Genomic DNA, 24,985 nt, shown 5'->3' with positions numbered 1-24,985 from the left:
ACTCACCTTCACTTTAAACCAAGACTTTGATGAAATGCTGCATGGAGCGAACCGAATTGATCACGAAAGTCACGGGTGGAGCCCTCTCCCACACTACGTCCCTGGTTCATGAATATCACCTGATCCGCAATATCATCTGCAATCTCCAGCTGATGGGTTGAGAACACGACCATGTGGCCTTCCTGCTTGATACCCTTGAGGAGCTGAGCTAATTCCTGCATCCAGAACGGGTCCAATCCATTTGTTGGCTCATCCATGATGAGCAATGGAGGTTTGGACAGTACAGCTTGAGCAAATAACACACGTTGGCGCATACCTTTGGAGAAAGTCGTAACCCGGTTTTTCTTTTGATTCTCCAAACCTACCATAGTCAGTACTTCCTGTACTCTCCCCTTGGGAACTTTCCGCAGAGAAGCCCAGAACAGAAGCATTTCCTCCGCACTTAATCCCTGATTAAATTGATAATCATCCGGCATATATCCAATCTGCTGTGAATAATGTTTGCGCTCCTTCAACCAACGAATATTGTTGACTACAACGTCACCCGTGGTAGGCCGAAGAATTCCAGCGATCATACGCAGCACCGTGCTCTTTCCTGCGCCATTGCCTCCACAGAGGGCAAGCACTTGACCGGAACTCATGCGAAAGGAGATATCCTCAACAATACGTTTCTTTTTAATGGATTTTCCCAATCCCATCACTTCGAGTCCCACCTTATCCATGAGAACGCCCCCTCTCCCAGATCGCGTATATGGTCAGGACAGAGCAGGTGATCCAGAACAGACATATCCCGATGAAAATCCAACTGCCACTGGGTTGTTGCACCCACTCCACCCATTGATAATATTCAGGCCCTAGAATGGATCCGCCTCCCAGTTTGATGACTACGAACAATCGCACCAGCTCAGCCGGATTAATGAACGTTAGCATAACCAGCATCGGTTTGACCCACAGATAAGGCATCAATCCCAATACTGAGAGCAGTAACGTTGGCCATCCAATGACTGTGAAAAACCATACGGTCACCGAGATGGTTAATGCCTGCCAACGATTGCGCGACAACGAACCGAGGAATAGAGCCAGTGTCAGAAATAACAACACCAGTCCACACGAGAATGCCAGAAAGAGAAGATATGTCATGACATCCAGTGGATTCCCGACTACTCCGCTAATCACTCCCATCAGGCCGTATCCAAACGCAACAATGGTAATCAATACAATCGACAACCCGACATACTTGCCCACAATAAAGGGCATCGTACCAATGGGATATGTCGCCAGCAGTTGCCAACTGCCATCTTCCTTTTCGGATGTTAGTGAGAAGGAACCGAGGAACAGCGTCATTAATGGCAAAAGGTATAGAATCAGATTCAGCATCGAACCTGTTGTGCCCGAATATCCTTGAACCAGATTCTGCGAATTCAGGAGTAACAAGCTTAAGCTAAATGTGCAAAAAAGAATCAGAAACGAATACGCCCAGGGATTGCGAAATCCCATCTTCACTTCCCGTCTTGCAATCTGTATCATATCTGCCATCATTGATCACCATTTTCTATGGTCATACCTAGTGACCTGACTCTTCTTTCGTCTCATCTTCCTAGTGTTTCTCATCACTCATTCCTTCGTCACTCATACCCTCTTCTCCGTGCCCATGTTCACCCATCATGTCCATATTCTCTGTATTTTGTTTCCAGTCATGCGATGCAAGATCCTCAGCAGTCATAATGGTCCCCACACCTTGCTCTGCAACGAACGCTTCAGCCGATGGCTTGTCCTTGAAAGTTAGAATTCCATAGGCCATAGGCGTGCGCAATGAAGCATCATATACATACGTGGCTTTGCTGTATTCAATCCATTCCTTGTCATTATAGTCACGCACATAGTCCATGCCGATGTTATCTGTGCCATTCTCTGTTTTCCACTGGTTCATGCAACCGATATCATCAAACTTGTAATTTTGGCCGTCTTTCGTAGTGAGCTGCGTTGCATATACATCGTCCTTCACCTGCATTTTACATATCGCGCAGATATCCACCTCTTCATTAATCGGCAATGCCGCGTATTTTGTTCCGCAAGCTGTTAATAATACGATGCCAAACATAAGTACCATAAGCATTGACCATCTTCCGTTCAAGCTTTTGTTCATTTTCGTGATACCCCCATATAGATAATGATAAAAGTCGCTATACCCAGCAAAGCTAGCCCAATGATCCAAACCATATGGGTACCTGTAGCTGTTTCCACTGTTATGTGCAGATCAGATCCCTTATCCATGCTCATTCGTGGCGACTTGTCAGTAGTCCATTGTTCTCTGCCTTCTGTAAACAAGTCACTCAGAAAGACCATGCCCGGTGATTGAAAAAAGAGCTGATACGCAGAATTTCGACTGACCAGTTGCTCATAAAAAGGATTAATGGCATAGGAAATCTCACTGATTCCGTCCTGATTTAGATCGAGCCCCTGAAAGGAGTCCCAGTAATTCTCCATCATGACATTGTTCGGGCTATCCAAAGCCGAAGCCTCAATAACATTGGAGACCCATTGGTTATGTGTGAATTCGTTATCTTCTGCCAGAACCAGCTGAATGCCCACAAAATTCCGAAGTACCGCATTGCCACGGATCTCATTGCCCGAGGATTCTGCTATATTCATACCGACACGGTTGCCCTCCACCACATTGTTGAGTACAGAGGATTGATGTACGTCATACAACAGAATGCCTTGGGAATGAACATGGGTACTTTGTTTGCGAAAAGAATTGCCCGATATAACCGTATTCTTGACGCCCATGATCATGGCACCTGTCATGTTCTCTTCTCCGGTATTGTCCATGACAGAAGAGCCGTCAATGTACATACAGTGGATGCCATACCTTGTATGTAACAGCCTGTTATTTCGAACGGTAGATATGCGACTGTTCTCCAGATAGATGCCATCCCGCATGCCTGTGATCTCATTGCCTTCAATGTAGCTGTCATGGGCGTTGTACAGATCAATGCCATTGCCCTTCTGGCTACTGGTTGCAGAACCAGACCCCACCCAAGTGATCTTGTTCCGCTGAATCGCCGCCTGACTTGAATTCCGGATGATTATCCCAAAACCCTGGGTCTGAATATGCAGATCCGTGATCTCACTGTTGTTCCCTTCAACCTGAATGGCTGCAGTCTGTGCATTCGCATCATGTTCAATGGTAAAACCTCTCAACTTCACCCCATCCGAACGAATCATTATTGTAGATGTGGCTTCCGCGTTAACAACAATGACCGTAGGATCGCCCTGAATGGTGATGTTCTTATCAATCGTTATGGGGCCTGCATATCGGCCTGACTCAAGTACAATGACATCTCCGGATGCAGAACGGTCAATCATTGGCTGAAGGGGAATGAGATCACGTTCTACAGAGGCGGCCATGGCCTTTCCCTGCGGGAAATACAATAGGGCAATCAACATGCTAATTAGAAAAGGCAGGACCAGGCCCCTGCTTTTCTTGCAACAGCCAAACACACGCAACCTTTCCCCAAAATTATTCATGATTCATCCCGCGCAAATCTGGCTCCTTGTTGCTGAGGTGTAATACTGTGGCGTTGTATTTAACAGATCTTACGTCAATCTCAAGCATACTTTGGCTGTACACACCATCCCTCCATTTCACTCAGAATCATTCATCCTTATTCCTCATCCATTGAAGCAACCCAATAATGAAGCGTTATCACAATCCTGATCACAGTGTACTTAAAACGGATTTTTTTCCATATAGCTCAATTAGGCTATAGACAGCACATTTTTGTGTCGATATTGTGATCTAACAAAAAAAGCCGCCATAATGGCGACTTCTAAGTGATCCGATTATTCAAATGGATAGGTCCAAAATTTTTCTCTACCAAAGCGTTTCTTAATTTCTTCATCATCGAGCTCACGATTTCCGACAAGCTCTGCTGCCTGGAATTGGGAACGATGGGCACGAATTGATGCCATTTTTTGACTTAAAAATCCAGTCACATCAACGAATACATCTGCTGTGCCAATGAACTGTTCATGATTATTCGAAAACGCAACACAGTGAACCACTGGGCGCTCAGCTACAGGAAGACGAGTAATCGTGCGAATGACGGCTTCTCCCGTAGCATCATGATCGGGGTGAACACTGAAGCCCGGATAGAAGGTGATGACGAGCGACGGTTTCAGTTCTTCAAGCAGTGCCATAATACAATCGTCGAGCAGCTGCGGATCTTCAAACTCAATCATTTTATCGTGAAAACCGAGCATTCTTAAGTCCTGGATTCCGATCGCTGCGGAAGCTTCAATCAGTTCTTGCTTGCGAATCGCAGGCAATGTGACTCTGTTGGCAAAGGGAGGAATACCCATGTTGCGCCCCATCTCGCCAAGTGTCAGACAAGCGTAGGTTACATGGGCACCGCCATCTATGTATTTGGCTAATGTTCCCGATACAGAGAAAGCTTCATCATCCGGATGTGGATACACCACCAAGATTCGCTCATGCTCATTGTGTGTCGTATTCATGGTTTTTCCATCCTCCACTTTCATCAGAACATCTCCCGACTCAGTTGTAACGCGACAACCAGCTTGCCTTGAGTGTCGTGACCAGCCAGAATAAGTCTTTCGTTTTCCTGTTCGTCAATATGTGTAAGACCCTCGGCATATATCCATCCCTGAGTGGTTTTTAGACCTACCCGGTATGGACCCGTACCCGAAATAGAGCCCTGCGTATATCGTATGGCCGCATTGGTAATGAATGCCGATGCCGGATGCTTCGAACTATCATAATGATGTGCATATGCACCTGACGTGAGTTCCAGATGTACGTATAAGTCCTGATCAGCAAGTTCACTGAGTCGGAGCTGAATATCTTGAGGTTTGATCGGTTGCATGGCGGCCTCCTTGTCTATTGTTAATTGTTCGAATTCCATTTTAACATAACCACGAGAGAATATACATGGAAGGACCGAGTCATCACGGTTGAGGGATACAATCCTGAAAAACAAGAACAGATTTGTGCGTTTTTTTCTCTTTTTATTCACAGAAATATCTATATGATGAAGTGTAGGCAGAAAAACGCCTATGATAAACACCCTAAATCTTAAATAAATCTGGCTCCAACGTGTTTGGAAAGGAGTTGAATTTGAAATGAAACCTATAGTACAGCTACTGCATTTCGGCTATCATCAGGCGATGAGCTGCATATTTCCTGTAGCGATCTTTGGCACATTGGCCCTATCCAGCGTCATCCCAGTTCCTTTTCTTTATCGATATGATGCGATCCTGCTGGTATTGCTTGTTGTGCAGTACCTGATGTATCGAAGCGGCTTGGAAACCCGGGATGAAATCAAGGTCATCTGTGTATTTCACATGATTGGCCTGGCGTTGGAGATCTATAAAGTATGGATGGGCTCATGGTCATACCCTGAGCCGGCGTACACCAAAATCCTTGGTGTCCCTCTATATAGTGGATTCATGTATGCAAGTGTAGCCAGCTTTATGTGTCAGGTGTGGCGAAGACTGCGAATGGACATGACTGGATGGCCTGGTATATTACCTTCCGGTCTGCTCGGTGCAGCCATATATATCAACTTTTTCACCCATCATTTTATTCCCGATTTTCGTTGGTGGCTAACGGTGCTTGTATTTATTGTCTTCTGGAAAACGTGGATTATCTACCGGGTACGGGCAACGACCTATCGAATGCCGTTATCCATTGCTTTTGTCATTGTTGGTTTCTTCATCTGGGCTGCTGAGAATATCGCTACATTCTTCAATGGCTGGAAATATCCTGATCAACATGATGCTTGGCAACTGGTTAGCTTTAGCAAGATCAGTTCGTGGTTCCTGCTGGTGATCATTAGCGTCATCATCGTTGCGCAGCTCAAATATGTGAAAGCCAATCGAACAACAGATGATCCTGCGTAATATCCATCATCACACCCATATGCATCATCGTTCAACATTCAATGAGCCACTGTCATTCGCATCTTCAATTCGCTTGCTTGCTATAAGTTCGCCCTCAACATTATAAGCTTGAATTGTATATGGGATATCTGCTGCGGGTGGCAGGAAGGCGTACCAGATCAGCTGGTCCCGACTCACTTCAACCAATTTGCTTTCTATCTCTACTGGTTTTCCATTTTGCTTGATTTCAACAGTTACACGTCTGATGGTTGGGTCTACGATGTCACCAAACAACATGGGAAACGGGGCCGAGACTTTATCCAACTTCGGTATATTCATATAATTCAAAGCAAACTTGGTTTGTAGACCCTCACTTATGGAATAACCTCCACCCCATACCCATTTCCATCCGAACATGTTCTTGCGGGTATACTCCATCTGAAGATTACTGTTGTTTTCCCGACCCTTTTTTTGTGTGAACAAAATCATGCCTCCGTCTACAGCCTCCTGATGAATAAATTGGGAGGTATAAAACTCACCTCTAAATTCCTGAACTGCTCCCTCAGGACTTTTCGCTATAGGAATATGTATAGTTTCACTTAATCCCCAAACTTTAGATATGCGTTGATCGGCTAACCCCCCTGCACGTTCATTCATATACATATATGTCAGGACTGACACGGGCGAGAGTACAATTACCATTGTGATGATTAGCAGGATTCTCCTGTTACGTTTGGACATCTCCGAGTGCACTCCTTATAAAAACGATGAAATATTAAAAACAATCACTCTAATATTACCATAATTAGTATATGGATTCTTGTACGAATCCAATGTGTCCAATCAAAAAAGGTCGCCAACGGCGACCTTTCAAGTATTCATCGAAGCTATTCTCCCAGGAAGATCACTTCGGTTTCCAATTCAACCTGGAACGTATCATATACTTTCTTCTGAATAAATTGAATCAGATCCATGTAATCCTGGGCAGTAGCGTGATCCACATTTACGATAAAACCCGCATGTTTCATGGAGATCTCTGCACCTCCGATACGAGTGCCTTGCAAGTTACAATCCTGAATCAGTTTACCGGCAAAATGTCCTTCGGGTCGTTTAAATACACTTCCACAAGAGGGGAACTCAAGCGGCTGCTTGGATTCTCTCAGGAACGTTAATTCCTTCATTTTGCTTGCAATATCTTCCTTGTTTCCTTTTTTGAGCCCGAATTCGGCCTCCAGTATGATATAGTGATCCATCTTGAAGAGACTATTTCGATAACCAAACTTCATCTCTTCTCGAGGAATCTCCAATACTGTACCGTCTTTGGTGATCACAGTCGCTCGTTCAACAACATCTTCGATCTGACCCCCATAGGCACCCGCATTCATGTAGAGTGCGCCCCCCGTGCTTCCGGGAATACCGCAAGCAAATTCCAAACCGGTTAAGCTATGCTCCAAAGCAAGCCTGGATACATCAATGATATCAACGCCACTTTGCGCAATCATACTGTCTCCACTCACTTTAATTTGATCGAAATGACTAAGGGAAATAGTTACACCTCGGATACCTCCATCTTTGATGATGACGTTGGAGCCTTTGCCAATAACCGTCAGCGGCAATTGATGTATGTTGGCAATCTCTACGATTTTAGTGATTTCGTCTATCGTTGTTGGATGGATGAGGATATCTGCTTTACCACCAATTTTAATAAACGTGTGATTTTTTAGCGGTTCATTGAATTTTACTTTTTCTAAAGGTATGTGTTGCTCAAAAATATTCATGATTTTCTCTCCCTGCGTTCTCAAAAAGAACATGATTCCTCTATTTTAAATGGAAAAGCACTCACATTACAATCCATCACATTTATTTCACTTCACTGAGCCGTATAATGTATCCTTTCTTCCCTCTGTTCTGATATATGATATTCACCTAACCATGAGGGATGTTACTTTCTCAAATAGTATGAGCAAAATAAAAAAAACGCTACTGACAACTTCAGTAGCGTTTAGTGTGAATCTCAATTTAATTATTGTGTAACTCAAGGATTTATGTGGTTGGGATATCCGTATCCGTCAGTTCTACGGACAGTTTCCATAGACGAAGAGCTTGCTCAGGATCAATCGCATACTTCTTCACCCCATAGAAACCTCCATCCTCAGGAGCCAATTCACTGATGTCACAATCCTCGCAGTAGACACCGCCTTTGCCCTCAAGCTGAGGAGAAGTTGCTGCCCAGACTTGCGTTGCCGCCCCCTGTTCAAGTGTTTTGAATGCAGGATTGGCCACTTGTCCAGATTCATCAATCCAGCCCAATGCGATCATCTCATCTTTAGGCATATGACGCTGCAACGGCGTCATAATTCCACCTGGATGAACCGAGAACGCACGCACTCCCTGTTCAGCACCACGTCTGTCCAGCTCAACGCTGAATAAAATGGTTGCTGTTTTGGACTGTCCATAGGCAGGGAATTTCTCATAATCATGCTCAAACTGGATGTCATCCCAACGAATCGGTGAGAAATGATGTCCCGCTGATGCCAAGGAAACAACACGTGCGCCACCCTGATTTGCAAGTGCTGGCCATAACAGATTAGTCAATGCAAAGTGGCCTAGGTGATTGGTTGCAAATTGAGCTTCCCATCCAGGACCAACACGCGTCTCCGGACAAGCCATGATGCCCGCATTGAGAATTAACATGTCGATGTTGCGATCACTCGCCACAAACCGCTCGGCAAAGGCACGAACACTTGAGAGATCCGCGAGATCCAGTTCGTCAATTTCCACACCGGACAGTCCGGATAGAGCTTCTTGGGCAACAGCTGGCCGGCGTGCCGTCACAACGACGTGAGCTCCTGCTTGGACGAGTGCGCGTGTCGTCTCCAGCCCCAGGCCGGAATAACCCCCTGTTACAATAGCAAGTTGTCCTGTCAGATCAATATTACTTAATACGTCCTCTGTTGTACTCCGATGATCGAACCCTGAGCCAATTTTATGTTGTAAGGTTTTAAAGGTATCTTCTTGTGTCATCTCATCTGTCTCCTTTGAAATAGTTTCTATCTAATGCAAGTCTACACCTTAGAGTACACTCTAGGTCAAATACAGCGAATCATTCGTCTTAACGTTTCCGTTCAATCTGAAAAAAGCCGCCGGTTGGCGACCTTTTGACTCGGAACCCATAGCTCCAGCCTATGAACTTATCCATAATCGGTATTTCCCTTGTTTCCTTCCAGTTTGTAAACTATGGAGAAAACCTCAAGGAGTGATGAGCATATGGAATTCTCAGTAAAGCAGCTGTTCGATAAGGTAGCCCAAGATTATGATGTGCAGCGAAAACAACTTATCCCTTGCTTTGATGATTTCTATGGAATGGCTCTGAAGCTAATGGAATGTTCGCTCGATTCGCCACGTATTCTTGATCTCGGTGCAGGAACGGGGCTTCTCTCCGGATTGGTCCTGCAAAAGTACCCCAACGCACGATTAACCCTGATCGACATCAGTGATCAGATGCTCGAAGGGGCACGTGAAAGGTTTGCTGATACTACACAGGTAGAGTACTTGGTCGGAGATTACTCAAATTACAACTTCACCAGTTCCTACGATATGATTATTTCCTCCCTGTCTATTCACCATCTGACCCACGCTGACAAGAAAAAGGTGTTTGAAACTGTACATAAGCTGTTAGAACCAGGTGGCCGCTTCATCAACGCAGATCAGGTTCAGGGAAGAACTCCCGATACGGACACCTATTATCGCCAGCGCTGGTTAGAAGCAATTCATCAAAGTGGCTTGTCTGAGGAAGCCATCTCGGCTTCGATCGAAAGACGCAAGGTGGATATCAATGCCACGCTGGAGGATCAGTTTATGTGGTTGGAAGAAGCGGGGTTTCCTGTGGTTGATTGCATGTACAAATCCTTGGACTTTGCGGTATTTTACGCGCAAAAATAAAAAAGACCGGATTAGAGGCGCAAGCTATGCCATGATCCGGTCTTCTCCCTATAATTTTCATTCTGAAACAATTATTTCAGCGATGCTAGAAGCTTAACGCCAAGAAGTTTGCCTTCAGCCTGGATAATAATCATTCCGTTTGTCTTCAACGTCGTGTTGTGCAGGTCACCACCAGTGGATACTCGAAAAGCAGGCTGCCCCGTCATCATGTTGAGTGCAAGTAAGGTGCCGTTACGTTGCGCTCGATACATTCCTTTACCGTAAACATCGATCTGAGCAACGGGGGCATCACCATGCCACTGTACCTCCTGACCATTAGCCAGCTTAATGCCTGTGAGCTCTCCCGTGTTGGCGTTCCTGAAGATCAACCGTTCCTGTGTAATGCCAACCCACACCATATTTTCTCCATAAGGGCTACGAAAAGTTCGAAGTGGCGTGGGTTCAGACTTGGTTGAAGTCAATGAATACTCGGCTATTTTATCCCCTTGCAAAATGTATAGTTTATCTTTATTCGTAAAAATTCCGCCATACCCATTTTCATACGGTGGATCACCAGGGATTTTCCAGGTGTATTCCTGACTTCCTTTTAACACACCCGTCTTCAGGTTGTACGCATTAACTTTCCATTTGCGTTCAGGCGAAGATTCGTCATCATCTCCCAACATTGGAGAATAGTAATCCGCTGAATATACAAGACCGTCTTTGATCTGAAGAGCCTCCCCCTGACCAAAATGACCCCATAGCTTCTTGCCTGTTTTCTTGTCGTACGCATTAAGCTGAGTGGATGTAAGTGCTCCTTGAACAAAAAAAGTTCTCAGCACCACACCATTAGCTTCTTCCAGATACTCAGTACCATGACCTTCCCCTAATGGTTCATCTGCCGACCAACGCAATTTGCCTGACTTGATATCCAGTGCAAACGTTGTACTTCCTTTAATCACGTAGAGCGTATCCATTGTTGGCACCAACACTTCTGTACGTTGAACCGTATCAATCCAGGTGGATGTGACAGATTGCCATTTTGCTTTGCCTGTTTTTGCATTCAAGGCATAAGGCTTATGATCACTGGTCAGTCCGTAAAGGACGCCGCTTTGATAGGTGATATAAGGTGTCAGATCTTTGCCGTAAGTCCAGAGCCTTTTACCTGTTGTCGCATCAAGTGCCACCAACTTCGATCCAGCAAACGTGAATACTTTGCCTTCTTCTGCAATGGCACTTGCTCCGATGTACGTCTCATTCATATTCAAATAGTTATCTACATTTGCTGTCCAAGTAGGTTTCAGTTCAGGTACAGTGATTCGCTGATACGAATACCAGTTACGAATGGATACATCCGATGCTTCAGCATGTGCCTGAGATGGCAGTACGCCGATGACTCCATGAACCATCAGCATTCCGGCAGTAAGACCAGCAATGATGGGTCTGCCTGCACTTCTTTTATAATGCTTCATTGTGTGACGTTTATGTCGATTGATCATAGAAAGTGATTCCTCCTGTGATAAATGAGCCTGATATATAACTACATAAAATATAACGAGCAGTGAGACCGAAAAGTTACCCGATTGTTAAATTATTCTAAAAAGAATAAAAAAAGCCGCCTTAGGGCGACTTTCTGAATACGACATTATTTATGTGACACGTTGGGAACGTGCCTTTGCAACAAGGTCCCTGCTTTACTTTAACTCAATCTGAAATACATCACCGGCGTTGCCACCAAAAACGATAAAACCACTTTTCGGCAGCTTCGTCGATTCCTGATTGGTTGCAACAGAGAAGTCAACCATTTCCCCTTTATCGTCATATACTGCATAACCTCCGGTGTTGGGAGAACTCACCGTAATGGATTTGTTCGCCGATCGGGCGTCAATGGCATACCAACGGGCCTGACCGTTAGCCGGGATAGTCGTAATTCCTTTTTTACCACCAAAGATTGGATTAATTGCATCCTCTGCAATGTATTCCTGCCCATCCTGAATCAAAATCTCGGCACCATTCTTCGTGTAAAATTGCAGATCGAACGCATCTCTTCCGTTCATCACAGGAATCTGAGCGATGTTCTTCGCATTATTCGCATCCAAGATTTCCGTGCCATTGGCGTAACCATTTTGGGCATCAACAGACAGATTTTTGATCAGCATCGATGGAAGCAGATAAAAGATCGATGTTATTTTTTCATCCAGTGCGTAATATTTCGAGCCGTCACGAGCTGTCCATTTCTCTTTTGTTGTTGCGTCCAGCGCATGTTGATCCAGCTTTTGATAATCGTATGTGTTCATTATGGTTTGGCCTATCCCAGGTAACGTTATCACGGCCTGAACTTTAACATACACCTTGTCATTACGTTCCTTCACAAAACTGGCTTTCACGCTGCCATCTGTACTTGTAAAATGTTCATCCCCTGTGTACACGTAGTTCTGCTCCGGGACAATTCCACCCAACAAGGCAGGCAATGTGAATTCGCTATCCTTGATCTTTATGTCCAATGTTTCTCCTACCGTACCGTAGAGACCGGAGTATGTGCTTAATTCTGTGGGCATCTTCACTTTCTCGGGTGACGAGAAGGTCTGATCTGGCTTCACCTTGTCAATAATACCTTGATCCGCCAGAACTTCCAGTAGCACTTTGCTGGCAAACATCTGATTGTAGACGGAAGATCCACCAGAGGATAGGACCGCCATAGAAATATCATGTTCCGGTATTGTGATTAACACGGCATGGTACAACATGGTATCTCCGCCTTTGGCAAACGCGGTAATCCCATAATCGCTAAAAGGTGCAAGGTCAACCGAATCCCACCCCAAGCCATAATTGATCGTATTTTGCTCATCTGATACCCACAAGCCTTTACGATATTCATGTGATTGCATGACCTTCACAGCTGATTCGGACAGAATATCCGGTCTATTCCCCATCAAAACCTCTCCGAATTGACTCAACTCCTCTGCGGTGGAGTACACTCCGCCTGTACCGATAATGTTTGCATTTTCGGTTGGCATCTTCATTGCAAGTGTTGGCCAATAGGTTTCGGATAACTGATTTCTATCAAAGTCATCCATTGGCGTCTTCGTTGATTCCAACTTCAATGGCTCACTGATGTACTGGTCGATATATTCGCTGTATGATAACCCACTCACCCGTTCCACCATAAGCTCCAGCAACTGGAAGCCATCATTGCAGTAGACGGAATAGGCTCCCGGCTTGGATTTCAGTTTTTCGGACTGGAGTTTGAGTAATAGCTCGTCATGATTGCGGGTGTCATTATCGTCAAACAACATACTGTTTCCATAATGTGTACCGTAAAGACCGGATGAATGATTCATCAACATGCGCGGTGTGATTTGAGTATATCGCGGATCTGCCATCTTAAAGTCTTTGATATACGAAGTAAGCGGCTCATCCAGATCTATTTTGCCGGAATCGGCCAACTTCATGGCGGCTGCCGTAACAACCATTTTGCTAACCGAGCCTATGCCGTACATGCTTTCCTTGTCTATTGGCTTTTGTGATGCCTTGTCGTGCAATCCAACACTATCTGATAAAATGAGTTTCCCTTCGTCCCTGATCGCATACTGCACACTGGTGACACCGTAGTTTTGCACCATCTCCGTGGCGATCTGCTCCGCCCGTGTCTCAATCGTTGTACTGGTATTCTCCTTTGCGCTGACATCTGTCATCGGTGTAATTACAATCACGGCTGTACATAAAAGACTAATTAACTTTTTCATCCCAATGTCCTCCCTCAAATGTTCTTATGAATGAATTCATCATATCCGGGAAATGACAGATCGAACGCAATTGGACCCTGAATGGAAAAAAACAATCCCCGAACGGTATGTTCAGGGATTGTCGGTGTGAAACGGAAGCACGACCATGTTGTTAAACTTCCGAGAAGGATGTTCAATACTCATATGTCCGCCATATTTCTCGCATATTCTCGATATATTGGTTAGACCGATGCCATGGTACTCGGGATTTGGCTTTTCACTTTTCAAATCAACGATCGGTTGCTCTACATGATTCATAATCTGAATGACGAGTGCAGAAGATGTGGAGTGAATGGCAATGAGAACATATCGATCCTCCGCCTGTCTAACCTTCTTGGAGGCTTCAATTGCGTTATCGAGCATGTTACCAAGCACCACACACAGATCATAACGATCGATTTGGATATGTTGCGAGTGGAGCTGGATTTTGGTGTCGATTTTGATTCCGTTTGCCTGCCCCATAGCCAGGGTATTTGTAACAAGAGCATCAATGACCAGATTGCCGGAATTCACCCGCTGATACGCACCTTCAATGGTATTCAATGTAGACTGGATATGGTCACCTGCCGCCGCCAGTTCGTTACGTTTGATACATTCATCTATATACAGAAATTGCTGATTGATATCATGGATGATGCTTTTAATATTTTTAAAACTATGAACGGTCTTCTCATAATTGGCATCCTGGTAATCCATCTGACGCTGTAACTGGGTATTTTCATGCGTGAGCTGTACTTTTTCCACCATATTATCAAATACATAAACAATGAATACATTGAGAAATAGAGAGCCTAGTACAGAAAAGACGTAGAAAATGTTTTTTTCACTATAGATGGAGGCCACATTGATCTGATAGATCGTGATTATCGGCACAATGAGAAACAACAAATAATAACGATAATGCACAGCAAAACCTCTGCGTTTCGCGACTAGACGTACAATTTGAATAACAATGAACATGATACTGCAACCAAGCAGCATCACCTTGGAGAGAATCCAGTGATTTTCACCATTGAACTGTTCCCATGAGATGAAGTCTCCTGTGGATTCCAAAACGCCTAGAATATATACAGCTATCGTATTCGCCATTGTAATCAGAACCCCATACAGGATGGTAAACACAAGCTTGATTTTAAGCTCCACATCATAGGATAGTGCCAGACTGAAGATTAATACTAGGGCAATCGCTGTCGAAACGAGGTCGGAGAAGGAAGTTGCCAAATAAAAGTAATCCAACAGCACAAATACCAAGAAATAGACTGCTCTACGCGGCTTCCGCTTGGACTTCCCCAACACAGAGTCAAAATAAAAATTTGCCTGGAAAGCCATAAGTAAGGTCACGAAGATGATAGAAAACATCATATACATGTCCATTTACTGAACCCTCATAATCATGTATTTGGTATAGGCATCCTTGACTTCCTTAATCTTGGATCTGCCTATGGGCAGCTCCGTCCCATTTAACATAACGACTTGAGTACCGGAAAACTTCTGCACGTGCATCAAATTAATGATAATCGAGCGATGAATCTGTAAAAAACCATGGTCTTTCAAACCGGAAGCATAGCTGGATAAAACACCTTTGGTCTCATGCACATTTTCTCGTGTCACCACATTCAACTTGTTCTTGATCGTTAAGCTTTTGACGACCTCCATCCAGAGGATGTCATCATATTTCAGCAGCAATTCATCATAGTCTGACTTGATCAGCACATACTTTTTCTCCAATGCCTGAAAATATTGACACAGCTTAATCATCTTCTCCTCGAAAACTTGCGGCTGTATTGGCTTGATCAGATATTGAAAAGTGATGACATCGAAGCTCTCCACCATGTATTCCGGGTAACTGGTCAAGAACATAATCTGTACATCCAGAAACTTCATATTCCTGATCTCTTTAGCGGTCTGGATTCCGTTCATTCCGCCCATCTCCACATCCAAGATGAGAATATGAAATGTATCCCCAACCTCTCTGTAGTGTGAGAGCAGTTGTTCTCCAGATGTGAATAGGCTAATTTGAAAATCAAAATTGGTTTTTAGAGATAAGGAGACCAGCATTGATTTCACACGATCTCTCTGCTGCTGCTCGTCATCACAGATTGCAATATTAAACATGGAGGGACATCCGCCTTTCATCAACATCGACTCTGAATTTCACTCTCGAATATACTATTTTAGCATAGGTTTCGGTGTCGAATTAGGATGAAATGCATTATTCCAACCCTAAAACGCAGATCAACAAAAAAAGTCGCCACATTGGCGACTCTTGAACTTAAAACCTTCTCCAGCCATTTCTATGAAAAGTCCGGTCGGTTATTCTGTTTTTTTGGGCACAGCATGGCGGTAATATCGGATTACCTTGCGATACATTGTCTTGTCTTTTAATTGATTGAATATATATGGGTCGGGTTTGACATTTACCTCAATAATCCAGGGTTTCAGACTATGATCAAGGCCGATATCTACACCAATTTGCATTAGATACGGGTACTTTTTTTTCATATGACGAGCTATGCGCAGGCTAAGCTCATTCATCTCCTTAACCAGTTCATTCCTGCGTTTAGTGGATGCATGTGATTGTAGCAGCTTGTGAATATCCATCGGTGTACCACCACTATGATAATTGGTTACGATTTTCTTTGGATGACCCAGTCGGCCGATGATTCCGGTAGCTTCCCATTGCTTGGTCGGGCTTAGCTGTATCATGACTCGGATGTCAAAACGTCTGTTATTGTGCTTAAGAAGATGGATTCCTCTCTGAATCAGATAGCTTCTTTTATTCACCAAACGTGTCAGACTGGTATAGAACGATTCAAAGCTTTTAAAAGTCAGACGTTTTTGATCATGCTGATAGACAAAATGTTGATGATCTTCCATTTCAGCCTTAATGACACCCATCCCGAAAGTACCTCTCTCAGGTTTAACATAGACCATTCCATACTTGCTGATCATGGATTTCAGATTCGTTTTGTTATATTTCTGTGTGTCTGGGATAAACGGTTTAATAGATTCATTATTAATAATCAATTTTGTTTTTAGCCACTTGCTTCTTAATGGCTGCAATTTATCAACTCCCATGGCGTACGTTCTCCCTTCAGCAGCCGCATCAAAGCCTGCTGTTTGATCAAGATCCTGCATGCATTATATGTCATACCGATATAGGAACCCTCTACAAGAGCCCCTATTCGTAAAAAATGTATATTAGCACATGCCCTGACCAAACCACTTTTGCACACATACCATGGAAGAAGTCATAACGATATGTGCAAGGAGTTGAGAAGATGTCCGTTCAGCGTGGAATGCAGTTAAATGCTGCGCCCAAGATTGATGTTCTTATACCAGCGATCGAGAAAGATCTGGCTACTCTTCCCCACGTCATTGATAACATTCGGCGTTACGTGAAGCATCCTATCGGAAGCATATATATTGTTTCTCCGGTCAGCTCCAAAATCAGAAAACTTTGTTCCCTTAAAAACTGCATTTTTGTTAATGAGCGATCCGTCCTGCCTCTAACCAAAGACGAGATACACTACCAGTCCTCCCGATGGAATCGGTCAGGCTGGTTATATCAGCAGCTGCTCAAAATGAACGGAGATTCCATTGTGAAGGCAAAGCACTTTTTAGTCATGGATGCGGATACCGTACTGATTAAGCCTCATACATTTCTTGTAGAAGGCAAAACCGTCTTTTACTGCCGTGACTGGAGCCAGCCGGAATATTTCAATACCTACCGCAAGTTGTTAGGCATGAAAGCTCCACGTCCCCGTTCTTTTGTCACCCATTATATGCTGTTCGACAAATCGAAACTCGCTGCCTTAAAACAGAAAATTGAAGATGTTCATAAGGTGCCATGGTACAAAGCGATCATCTCCAATATCAATAAAAAAAAGCAGTTTGGTTTCTCCGAGTATGAAACGTATGCCAATTTTATGTATACGAAAAACCCTGGCAGCATGGCCCTTAGAAGTTCCATGAATAAAAGTCTGAATGTGAACGCTTCTTCGTTAAAAGAGCAACAAATCCGTAATCTGGCTCTTAAATACCGTTCTCTTTCCTTTCATAAACGGAAAATCTATAGTAAAGCTCCCTGAGCGTAAGGAGGAAGCCCATGCATATCGTATTGCTGTGCGGCGGCTCTGGCAAAAGGCTCTGGCCTTTATCCAATGAGCTTCGCTCCAAGCTGTTCATAGATATACTTCCATCACCCGCTGGAGGTAGGGAATCCATGATCAGCAGAGTATGCCGTCAGCTTGGCAGTTCATCCCTAACAGATTCAACACTCATTATTTCACATCAGGATCAGGCTAATATTACGGCACGACATACTCAAGGCAAAATACCAGTCATTGGGGAACCTTATAAAAGAGGCACTTTTACTGCGGCTGCCTTAGCGACGTTATATCTGCAATCCTTCCGAATGGCCAAAGATGACGATGTAATCTGTATCGCTCCAGCTGATGTGTTCGCAGGTGAAGATTTTTTCAGCAACTTCCAATTACTGCCGGATATATTGAAACATTCTCAAGCCGATATCGCTTTAATTGGGACAAGGCCTACACATGCTTCAGAACAGTATGGATACATCCTGCCGGGTGGGGAAGAACGTAATGCTTATGCGCCCATAACACAATTTATAGAAAAACCCGAAACCACCATTGCTGAAACTCTGCTACAACGTGGGGCACTATGGAACTGCGGTGTGTACGCATTCACCGTCACGTTTATGATATCCCATATTAAAAAAATGGGGCTTCCGGTTCATTATGATCAATTGTCGTCCCTGTATGAAGCGTTGCCTGAACGCAGTTTTGACAAGCATGTTGCAGAAAAGGCACAGCGGGCCGTAGTCCTGCCTTATAAGGGAGTGTGGCAGGATATCGGAAGCTGGGATACGCTGTGCTCCCAGTTAGATACCCATGTAATCGGACACGGTGGAATCTCGGGTTCTTCCTCCGATTCCTATATTATTAACGAGCTTCCCTACCCCATCCAAGTCATTGGTGTGCCAGGTATTATCGCTGCCGCAAGTCCGGATGGCATTCTCATTGCCAACAAAAATAGTTCAAATGAAATTAAAGCGCAATTGGGTAGCTTGCCACTAAAACCGATGTATGGCGAAGCAACCTGGGGCAGTTATCGTGTCATTGAAAGTTCGTTAGAAGATGAGAGTGCAACAGTAACTACATTAAACATAACGGTTCTACCGGGCAAACATATCGGGTTGAACTGGCATAGAACTGGGTGTAGAGCATGGACCGTGCTTGCAGGCAGTGGGCAAGTGCTTGTCAACAGAAAGGTCATGCAAGTGAGCATGGGCAATCAGTTCGCGATTACCAAGGAGAGTCTCTTTTCTATTCTGGCTGAAACCAGGATGGTGATCCTTGAGGTCCGGATCGGAGTAACAGAGGAGAAAGACAACATACTTTTTGAAGAAGAAGATTGGAATGTAATCCTAAAAAGTGCAGGTTCATCTAACGTTTAATGGGAGAATGAACCGATTCAATCTTCGTGTCTTATAGCCCCTTCCATTCGCGGAAGGGGCTCATTGGCATAATTAAGGGAAACCTGACACTTCTTCTCCCTATATCTTAGTTAAACAACTTGCGAAGTTCCTCGACTTCCAGGCGGGCAGCTGGCTGGTAGGCCGGACTTAGTACATAGCGCTGGAAGCTGTATAACAACTGTCTGCCCTCCAATGTAGTCATCAGACGCTTCAGATTCAGCGCTCCCATCAGCACTCTACCCTTCCCGACCCGACACTCCATCAACAGGCCGAGCTTGTGGTTTCGTTCAAAATTATCAATGGTCTGCACGATTGGCCGCAGCTCCTTATTCAGCTCATCCAGAATGATGGATGACGATTCAGAAACGATGCTCCACCACGGATAGGTTGAGTGCTCCTCTGTGACAAAATGTTCGAAGACCGGATGATCCTGTTGAATTAACAAGCCCATTGTGCCCACAGGAACTTCTCTTTTCATATTCTCCGATATTGATCGGAACATAGGGTAAGACCAAAAGTCGGTGCTGTAGAAACCTTGGATCGCGTGTTGAATCTGATCAGGATTCGGGAATAGTAGAATATCCTCCCCCTTTTCAAGCAGACCCAGCGCTTGTTCCGAAAGTTCGGTAAAGAGGTTAAGACCGCTCAGATCCACTTCGACTTGCCCGGGGTAGATCCACAAGTCATAAGACTTACGGATATCCGTGCCCGGAATGGACATTCTAAGCTCCACTTTGGTCATATTGGAGACTTCAGGAATACGAATGCTAAGATCCGTGATACTCACATAATGTTCTCCATTCAACGCTGGTAGGTCAGCTCTCCCTTCTAGAAGGATGCCGTCTTGTTGCTGCTCGCTTAGTAGCTCCCACTTCAGTTGAAGTCCATCCAACACTTGTCTCCGGAAGTAACTTAGTTCAATACGCGCTTCGAATAATTCACCAGCTCGATAATTATATTTGGGAAATCTCGCGAGCAACACCGCATCGGAACAGAACGTTCTCCACTCTTCAGGTGTAATCATGCCTTTGGAATGCATGAATGCGTCCAGTACACCTACCAGCGCTGTTCCCTGACCACTGAAATCCTGGAGATCCAGCAGTTGGAAACCTGCTAGTTGCTGCGAACGAAAAGCCGCTTCCAATTCTTCTTTGTAACAGGCGACTGCAAGCTTGCCAGAGGCCCTGAAGTAGGCTTCTGCCAGATGTCCCAATCCTTTGGCTTCCAGACGCTCTCTGAACACTTCGAAGTTTTTGGCTTTAAGAGAGCCTGTATACTTGCTGATCTCCTCAAAATTCGGAAATGTGGCATACTGTCCAATTTCATGCGAGATGATCGGTACATGTGAGACGAGTTGATCACTTCCGGCTTCAGCCTGCACCGTTTTGGAACCTGTGCCATATTGGATCTGAATCTCTTTGTCCCCCGTTTGAGCAGCAGGGCCAGCATCACTACCTTGCTCAGGTACAATGTTCGAATCATAATCCTTCAATGTGTTGGGCAAGTCGGTCTGTACATGTCCTAGCGGCGCATCACACATGGCATACGAACCTCTGAACAGACGTTCTTTCGAGAATCGAACCCCACAAAAGAATTCACTTTCCTCCAGAATGTCCGGTACAAACTGAAAGTTGTTGGAGCCTTCGGTATATAGGTGACGATGATCATATGCTTTGTATGCTTTCAGAATTGAAATCAATCTGTCCTTGCTGCCCCAAAGTTCATTTCCCAAGGACATCATGACAAACGAAGGATGATTACCAAAAGCTTGCAGCATCGCAAACCCCTCGCTGATCAAGTAATCCTGCTCTACTTGATTGTGTGCATCCGAGGATTCGTCCGTAATGGTTCCCCAGAACGGAAGCTCAGGTTCCATATAGATGCCGAGCAGATCAGCCGCAATGAAAGCAGCCTCTGGAGGACAACAGGTATGGAAACGGTAGTGATTGATACCGTAGGACTTTGAAATGCCAAGAATGCGAACCCATTCATCCACATCGGTTGGCGCATATCCCGTGAGCGGAAAGATCAGCCCGTCATGTTTGCCCCGAAGAAACGTTTTGCGACCATTAATCGTGAATTTGTCCCCAGCTGCCCGGAATTCCCGTAATCCTGTCCATACTTCGGTGGAGTCCAGTATTTCCCCGTTCTCGTCTTGCAGTTGAATGTGAAGTTGATACAGATTAGGCTCATCATCACTCCATAACATGGCATCTTCGCCAATCTTATATGTCAGCCCAATCTCCTGCGAATCCGGAATGAAACTCTGTTCCTTCGTCGTATGAACCGGATCTGCACTGACAGCAACAGCGGATATGACGATATGTACTCCTCTCAGCTCACCGACAAGTGCTCCTTTAATCTCAAAAGACCGATTCGCAAGATCAGGGTAGACCTGCACATTATCCAGAAATACACGCTCAAAAAATTGAAGTTCCATCTTCCCGGTAATCCCGTTCCAATTGGTCTGCGTGTCTTCAGATGTAAGATGACCGCCTTTGGTTGGATAATTGGTATTGTCCACTCGAATCGTGATCGTATGTGTCCCAGCCGTTAACCCTGCCTCCAACTCGTAACGGTGATGTGTATTTAGACTGTTTTGCGTGCCCCATTCCACCCCATCAATCCAAACTGTGGTTACTCGTGTTCGTTCCAGGTGCAAGAAACAACGTTTATTCGCCAAATGTTCGGGAATATCAATCTCACGTGAAAACCAGGCATATCCTTCAAACAAATACTCATCCGTCAGCGCACCGATTAACACCTGTTCATTTTTCTTACCTTTGCCCGCATGAGAAGTTGTATTAGGTAAAGTAATAACGTCTGAGAAATTCAGACCATTCTCCACTTTATGCTCATCGAGCTGAAGTTTCCAGATACCTTCCAGATTTAATGCAGCTATCATAATTTTGTCTCCTCTGAATTCATCTGTTTAATAGAAGTAATCGCTTCCAAGTCATAGAAACCGTTTTCGGTAAATCATACCTGTATTATAAACTTGATACCCCTCCTCGCATAGGTCTTATGTATAAAATACCGTACCTCTTTTCAAAACAAACGTCTTCAAAGCTAAATAGTATCTTTTATCATATTGACGTGTGGTTATAAATTTCCTAGAACATCGTCAACACTATTCCATTCATAGGTCAGCTCGTTTAACATTTTTCCATCGATCCCAATTTGACTTGTTTTGACTAATTCAGCACCAAAATGTTCATAAAAATAGCGAGTTTTATTTCCCTCAAGAACGTCAACAAATATCCTGTTATAGCCCAATTCCTTGAAATGTTTAAACAGTGCTTTGAATATCTTCCTTCCTATGCCCTTTCCTTGATATTCCTCAAATAGATAAATCGAGGTTAAGTCACCCGAATTCGTCACTTTATTGGTTTCTCTCTTAAAAGCATCTGCGAAACCTATGATTTGACCTTCTGTATTTTCTGCAACAACAACATAATTATCTTCTTTTGCAATATTTTTCGTCCATAGTTCTGTTCGTTGTTCATAAGATAAATTCTTTAGAAATTCATCTGAGATAATGCCTTTATAAGTCGTTCTCCAACTATCAACATGAACTTTCGCGATACCTGACGCATCATTTAATATTGCTTTTCTTATAATCATTTACGCTCCAACCTTTCCTCGTAGATTGATGACTCCATTATAGAACATTTGTGTAAGCAAATATCAACAACGATCTTTAACATTAACATTAAAAAAGTCGCCAATACTGGCGACTTCTTATCGTTACTTATGCTGTATCCTGAACAATTTTAGAATATGGTGGGTACCATGCCCCCGTCCATACGGATGGGAGAGCCTCGAAAAGCTGATGCATACGGGCTGCATACAAAAGCGGCGAGTCTGCCTATTTCACTCGGCTTGATGAAGCGCTGTAATTCAGACTGAGGCAGATTTTTTATCATAAAGTCCTTCTCTTTTTCCTCGAAAGTCAACGTCTCATCTGGGTATATGCCCTCAATGATTTCCCGTACGTTTTCGGACAGTGTTGGGCCTGGCAGGATCGTATTAATCGTAACGTCGGTGCCTGCTGTCAGTTTGGACAAACTTTTGGATAATGACAGTAGCATTGACTTGGTCATGCAATACTGGGGCATCTGGCCTGAGGGCATAAGGGCTTCTTCACTTGCGATGAAAATAATGCGCCCGTCATTGTTCTCCATCATTTTAGGTAAATAAAATTGGGACAGACCATTGGCAGCCAACACATTAATACGGAAGTATCTCTCCCACACTTCATCATTCAATTCTTCATATTTCATGATCTCATATATGCCCATGCTATTGATTAATATATCAACTTCGGGAAATTTCTCAAATAAAACTTGGCGTTGCGCTTGATCTACAAGATCAGCCGTGGCCTTCTGCGGAGAGGTGTCTGGAAAAGTGGTCTTGATTTCACGAACGGTATGTTCCACCTCTTCATCATTGCGTCCATTAATCAGCACATGAACACCTTCTTGGGCAAGTTCCATGGCAATCGCCTTACCAATTCCTTTTGTTGATCCTGTAACTAAGGCTGTTTTCTCTTTTAGTCCCATATCCATCCTGCATTTCTCCTTCATGATTACAACTATCCGGCAGCTATTTTTGAACATTATCAACAGCTTCATGCACTGGATAGTTATAATATTACGCAGTCTGAAGGGCTCAGTAACTAGCATCTTGCGCCAGAGTTAATGCCTGACACGCCAATTCGATGGCGTATCTCCTTCCCAGGTCCGAAACGCACGATAGAACGAATTCTGGTCTTCATATCCAACCAGGAATGCGACCTCTTTGATATCGAGCGAAGGATCTGCCAGGTACTCCCTGGCCTGCTCACGTCTGGCTTCGGTTAATAATTGCTTGAAGTTTGTATTTTCTTCCGTCAGTCGCCGTTGCAAGGTACGATCACTCATACGAAGTTCTTTGGCGACCGCCTGGATGTCAGGGCGCTTTCCTGTGAGGTTGCGTTTCAAGATCCATTTGACCACTTCAGTAATGGAATGACTGTTCTTCTGTTCGTTCAGCGACCGATCCAGAGCCGGGGTCAGAATCTCCAGTAACTCCTCGTTATACGAGAGAAATGGAAGACTCAGATCTCTTCGCTCCAGCGTCAGCCGATTATAGTTGGAGTTCGTCTCAACTCGGCAGCCAAAGTAAGCTTCAAGCGTATATACGTTGCCCATCGGTTGGGAGAACTCGACCCTTTTGGCCATCAAAGGCTGGCCTGTACCCCTACGTCCAAGTTCAAGCAGAAATGCCAGCGTAATACCGACCAATAATGGCGGACCTGTTAGCTCCTTATGTAACCATTCGAGTTCAATGATACATTCCTCCCCTGCTTCGGTAATCTGCAAACTCTCGGGAGGACACATTTGCTTGTAACGGACCATTCGATTCAACGCATCACGATAATCACGAGCATGGTACATCGCCAGCACAGGCGGAGGATACTTGGATATCTCATATCCGGTTGCAAGTTTGATGATGCCCTCGGCGGTGTCCCCTATGAGATCAGAGTAAGCCAGCCAGATTGCAAAGTACTGAGATTGGGTCACTACAGGTTTATTTATTGTCTCGAGAGATAGTTGTGCTGTCCGAGCGATGTCTTCTGCACCAATTCCCAATTGATATAATCCGGCCCAAAAGCCTGGGTGAACTTTAATTCGATCATTCGGTTGAGATTGCATGAATCCAGACTCCTTTAGCTTGTTCCATTTTTCATTCTGATTTCTAATTATAGAACGGATGTAGCTATTTTTGAATCTTACCTCAGCGAGCTATTTCGGATAATACGAAAAACACGACTAACCATGAATGGTCAGTCGTGTTCAAATCAATCATTCAGTATATTATGAAAGCATGC

22 protein-coding genes are annotated in these 24,985 nt (G+C 44.3%); 4 read left to right on the top strand and 18 right to left on the bottom strand.

Annotated elements, in window-relative coordinates; translation table 11 throughout:
* Positions 1-8 precede the first annotated feature (8 nt).
* From MKZ12_RS14425 to MKZ12_RS14400, 6 genes are all read right to left on the bottom strand, one after another.
* A complete protein-coding gene (locus MKZ12_RS14425; RefSeq protein WP_339261077.1) occupies positions 9-722 on the bottom strand; it encodes an ABC transporter ATP-binding protein in 714 nt (237 codons plus the stop codon).
* Entirely contained in the window at positions 715-1,536 is an 822-nt protein-coding gene (locus tag MKZ12_RS14420; RefSeq protein ID WP_339261416.1) for an ABC transporter permease subunit, read from the bottom strand. Before MKZ12_RS14420 ends, MKZ12_RS14425 begins: the two co-directional genes overlap by 8 nt.
* 61 nt (positions 1,537-1,597) lie before the next feature.
* Positions 1,598-2,146 (bottom strand): nitrous oxide reductase accessory protein NosL, encoded by a 549-nt coding sequence (locus MKZ12_RS14415; RefSeq protein ID WP_339261076.1) that lies wholly within the window; start codon positions 2,144-2,146, stop codon positions 1,598-1,600.
* A complete protein-coding gene (locus tag MKZ12_RS14410) occupies positions 2,143-3,531 on the bottom strand; it encodes a NosD domain-containing protein (protein ID WP_339261075.1) in 1,389 nt (462 codons plus the stop codon). Before MKZ12_RS14410 ends, MKZ12_RS14415 begins: the two co-directional genes overlap by 4 nt.
* A gap of 315 nt (positions 3,532-3,846) precedes the next feature.
* Complete coding sequence (gene bshB2 / locus MKZ12_RS14405; protein WP_339242556.1) at positions 3,847-4,545, bottom strand: bacillithiol biosynthesis deacetylase BshB2; 699 nt, start codon at positions 4,543-4,545, stop codon at positions 3,847-3,849.
* Positions 4,545-4,889 (bottom strand): YojF family protein, encoded by a 345-nt coding sequence (locus tag MKZ12_RS14400; protein WP_339242554.1) that lies wholly within the window; start codon positions 4,887-4,889, stop codon positions 4,545-4,547. The genes bshB2 and MKZ12_RS14400 overlap by 1 nt, the downstream gene beginning before the upstream one ends.
* Before the next feature lie 256 nt (positions 4,890-5,145).
* Between MKZ12_RS14400 and MKZ12_RS14395 the strand changes: the two genes are divergently transcribed.
* Entirely contained in the window at positions 5,146-5,925 is a 780-nt protein-coding gene (locus MKZ12_RS14395) for a DUF817 domain-containing protein (RefSeq protein ID WP_339242552.1), read from the top strand.
* A gap of 24 nt (positions 5,926-5,949) precedes the next feature.
* On the opposite strand, the gene MKZ12_RS14390 is transcribed toward MKZ12_RS14395, so the two are convergent.
* From MKZ12_RS14390 to MKZ12_RS14380, 3 genes are all read right to left on the bottom strand, one after another.
* Complete coding sequence (locus tag MKZ12_RS14390; protein WP_339242550.1) at positions 5,950-6,645, bottom strand: hypothetical protein; 696 nt, start codon at positions 6,643-6,645, stop codon at positions 5,950-5,952.
* A gap of 146 nt (positions 6,646-6,791) precedes the next feature.
* Positions 6,792-7,682: a UDP-N-acetylmuramate dehydrogenase gene (murB, locus tag MKZ12_RS14385; protein ID WP_339242548.1), complete on the bottom strand. Its 891-nt coding sequence runs from the start codon at positions 7,680-7,682 to the stop codon at positions 6,792-6,794.
* 265 nt (positions 7,683-7,947) lie between these two features.
* Entirely contained in the window at positions 7,948-8,928 is a 981-nt protein-coding gene (locus tag MKZ12_RS14380) for an SDR family NAD(P)-dependent oxidoreductase (protein ID WP_339261073.1), read from the bottom strand.
* A gap of 243 nt (positions 8,929-9,171) precedes the next feature.
* Here MKZ12_RS14380 and MKZ12_RS14375 point away from each other — a divergent pair, with 243 nt between their 5' ends.
* Positions 9,172-9,846 (top strand): methyltransferase domain-containing protein, encoded by a 675-nt coding sequence (locus tag MKZ12_RS14375; protein ID WP_339261071.1) that lies wholly within the window; start codon positions 9,172-9,174, stop codon positions 9,844-9,846.
* A 71-nt stretch (positions 9,847-9,917) separates the two neighbouring features.
* Here MKZ12_RS14375 and MKZ12_RS14370 read toward each other — a convergent pair whose 3' ends face one another.
* From MKZ12_RS14370 to MKZ12_RS14350, 5 genes are all read right to left on the bottom strand, one after another.
* Positions 9,918-11,324: a PQQ-binding-like beta-propeller repeat protein gene (locus tag MKZ12_RS14370; RefSeq protein WP_339261069.1), complete on the bottom strand. Its 1,407-nt coding sequence runs from the start codon at positions 11,322-11,324 to the stop codon at positions 9,918-9,920.
* 195 nt (positions 11,325-11,519) lie between these two features.
* Positions 11,520-13,571, bottom strand: a complete 2,052-nt coding sequence (locus MKZ12_RS14365) for a serine hydrolase domain-containing protein (protein ID WP_339261068.1) — start codon at positions 13,569-13,571, stop codon at positions 11,520-11,522.
* Between the two features lie 111 nt (positions 13,572-13,682).
* Positions 13,683-14,984 carry a GHKL domain-containing protein gene (locus MKZ12_RS14360; protein ID WP_339261066.1) on the bottom strand — a complete coding sequence of 434 codons (1,302 nt, stop codon included), beginning with the start codon at positions 14,982-14,984 and terminating at the stop codon, positions 13,683-13,685.
* Entirely contained in the window at positions 14,985-15,725 is a 741-nt protein-coding gene (locus MKZ12_RS14355) for a LytTR family DNA-binding domain-containing protein (RefSeq protein WP_339242535.1), read from the bottom strand.
* 198 nt (positions 15,726-15,923) lie between these two features.
* Positions 15,924-16,688: a YheC/YheD family protein gene (locus MKZ12_RS14350; protein ID WP_339261065.1), complete on the bottom strand. Its 765-nt coding sequence runs from the start codon at positions 16,686-16,688 to the stop codon at positions 15,924-15,926.
* Positions 16,689-16,891: 203 nt separating this feature from the next.
* Between MKZ12_RS14350 and MKZ12_RS14345 the strand changes: the two genes are divergently transcribed.
* Together MKZ12_RS14345 and MKZ12_RS14340 are read left to right on the top strand one after the other, a co-directional pair.
* Positions 16,892-17,701, top strand: a complete 810-nt coding sequence (locus tag MKZ12_RS14345) for a DUF6492 family protein (protein WP_339261063.1) — start codon at positions 16,892-16,894, stop codon at positions 17,699-17,701.
* A gap of 17 nt (positions 17,702-17,718) precedes the next feature.
* Complete coding sequence (locus MKZ12_RS14340; RefSeq protein ID WP_339261061.1) at positions 17,719-19,092, top strand: sugar phosphate nucleotidyltransferase; 1,374 nt, start codon at positions 17,719-17,721, stop codon at positions 19,090-19,092.
* A gap of 106 nt (positions 19,093-19,198) precedes the next feature.
* Here MKZ12_RS14340 and MKZ12_RS14335 read toward each other — a convergent pair whose 3' ends face one another.
* From MKZ12_RS14335 to MKZ12_RS14320, 4 genes are all read right to left on the bottom strand, one after another.
* Positions 19,199-22,018: a glycoside hydrolase family 2 TIM barrel-domain containing protein gene (locus MKZ12_RS14335; RefSeq protein WP_339261059.1), complete on the bottom strand. Its 2,820-nt coding sequence runs from the start codon at positions 22,016-22,018 to the stop codon at positions 19,199-19,201.
* Between the two features lie 197 nt (positions 22,019-22,215).
* Positions 22,216-22,737 (bottom strand): GNAT family N-acetyltransferase, encoded by a 522-nt coding sequence (locus MKZ12_RS14330; protein ID WP_339261057.1) that lies wholly within the window; start codon positions 22,735-22,737, stop codon positions 22,216-22,218.
* A 149-nt stretch (positions 22,738-22,886) separates the two neighbouring features.
* The gene (locus MKZ12_RS14325) at positions 22,887-23,681 is read right to left on the bottom strand and encodes an SDR family NAD(P)-dependent oxidoreductase (RefSeq protein ID WP_339261055.1); all 795 of its coding nucleotides are present in this window, start codon (positions 23,679-23,681) and stop codon (positions 22,887-22,889) included.
* 129 nt (positions 23,682-23,810) lie between these two features.
* Positions 23,811-24,809 carry a helix-turn-helix domain-containing protein gene (locus MKZ12_RS14320; RefSeq protein ID WP_339261053.1) on the bottom strand — a complete coding sequence of 333 codons (999 nt, stop codon included), beginning with the start codon at positions 24,807-24,809 and terminating at the stop codon, positions 23,811-23,813.
* Between the last annotated feature and the right edge of the window lie 176 nt (positions 24,810-24,985).

This window comes from Paenibacillus sp. FSL R5-0713 (assembly GCF_037973325.1).
Classification (GTDB): domain Bacteria; phylum Bacillota; class Bacilli; order Paenibacillales; family Paenibacillaceae; genus Paenibacillus.
The sequence above is the reverse complement of the archived record's forward strand: the minus strand, read 5'-3'. Positions and strand labels throughout refer to the sequence as shown.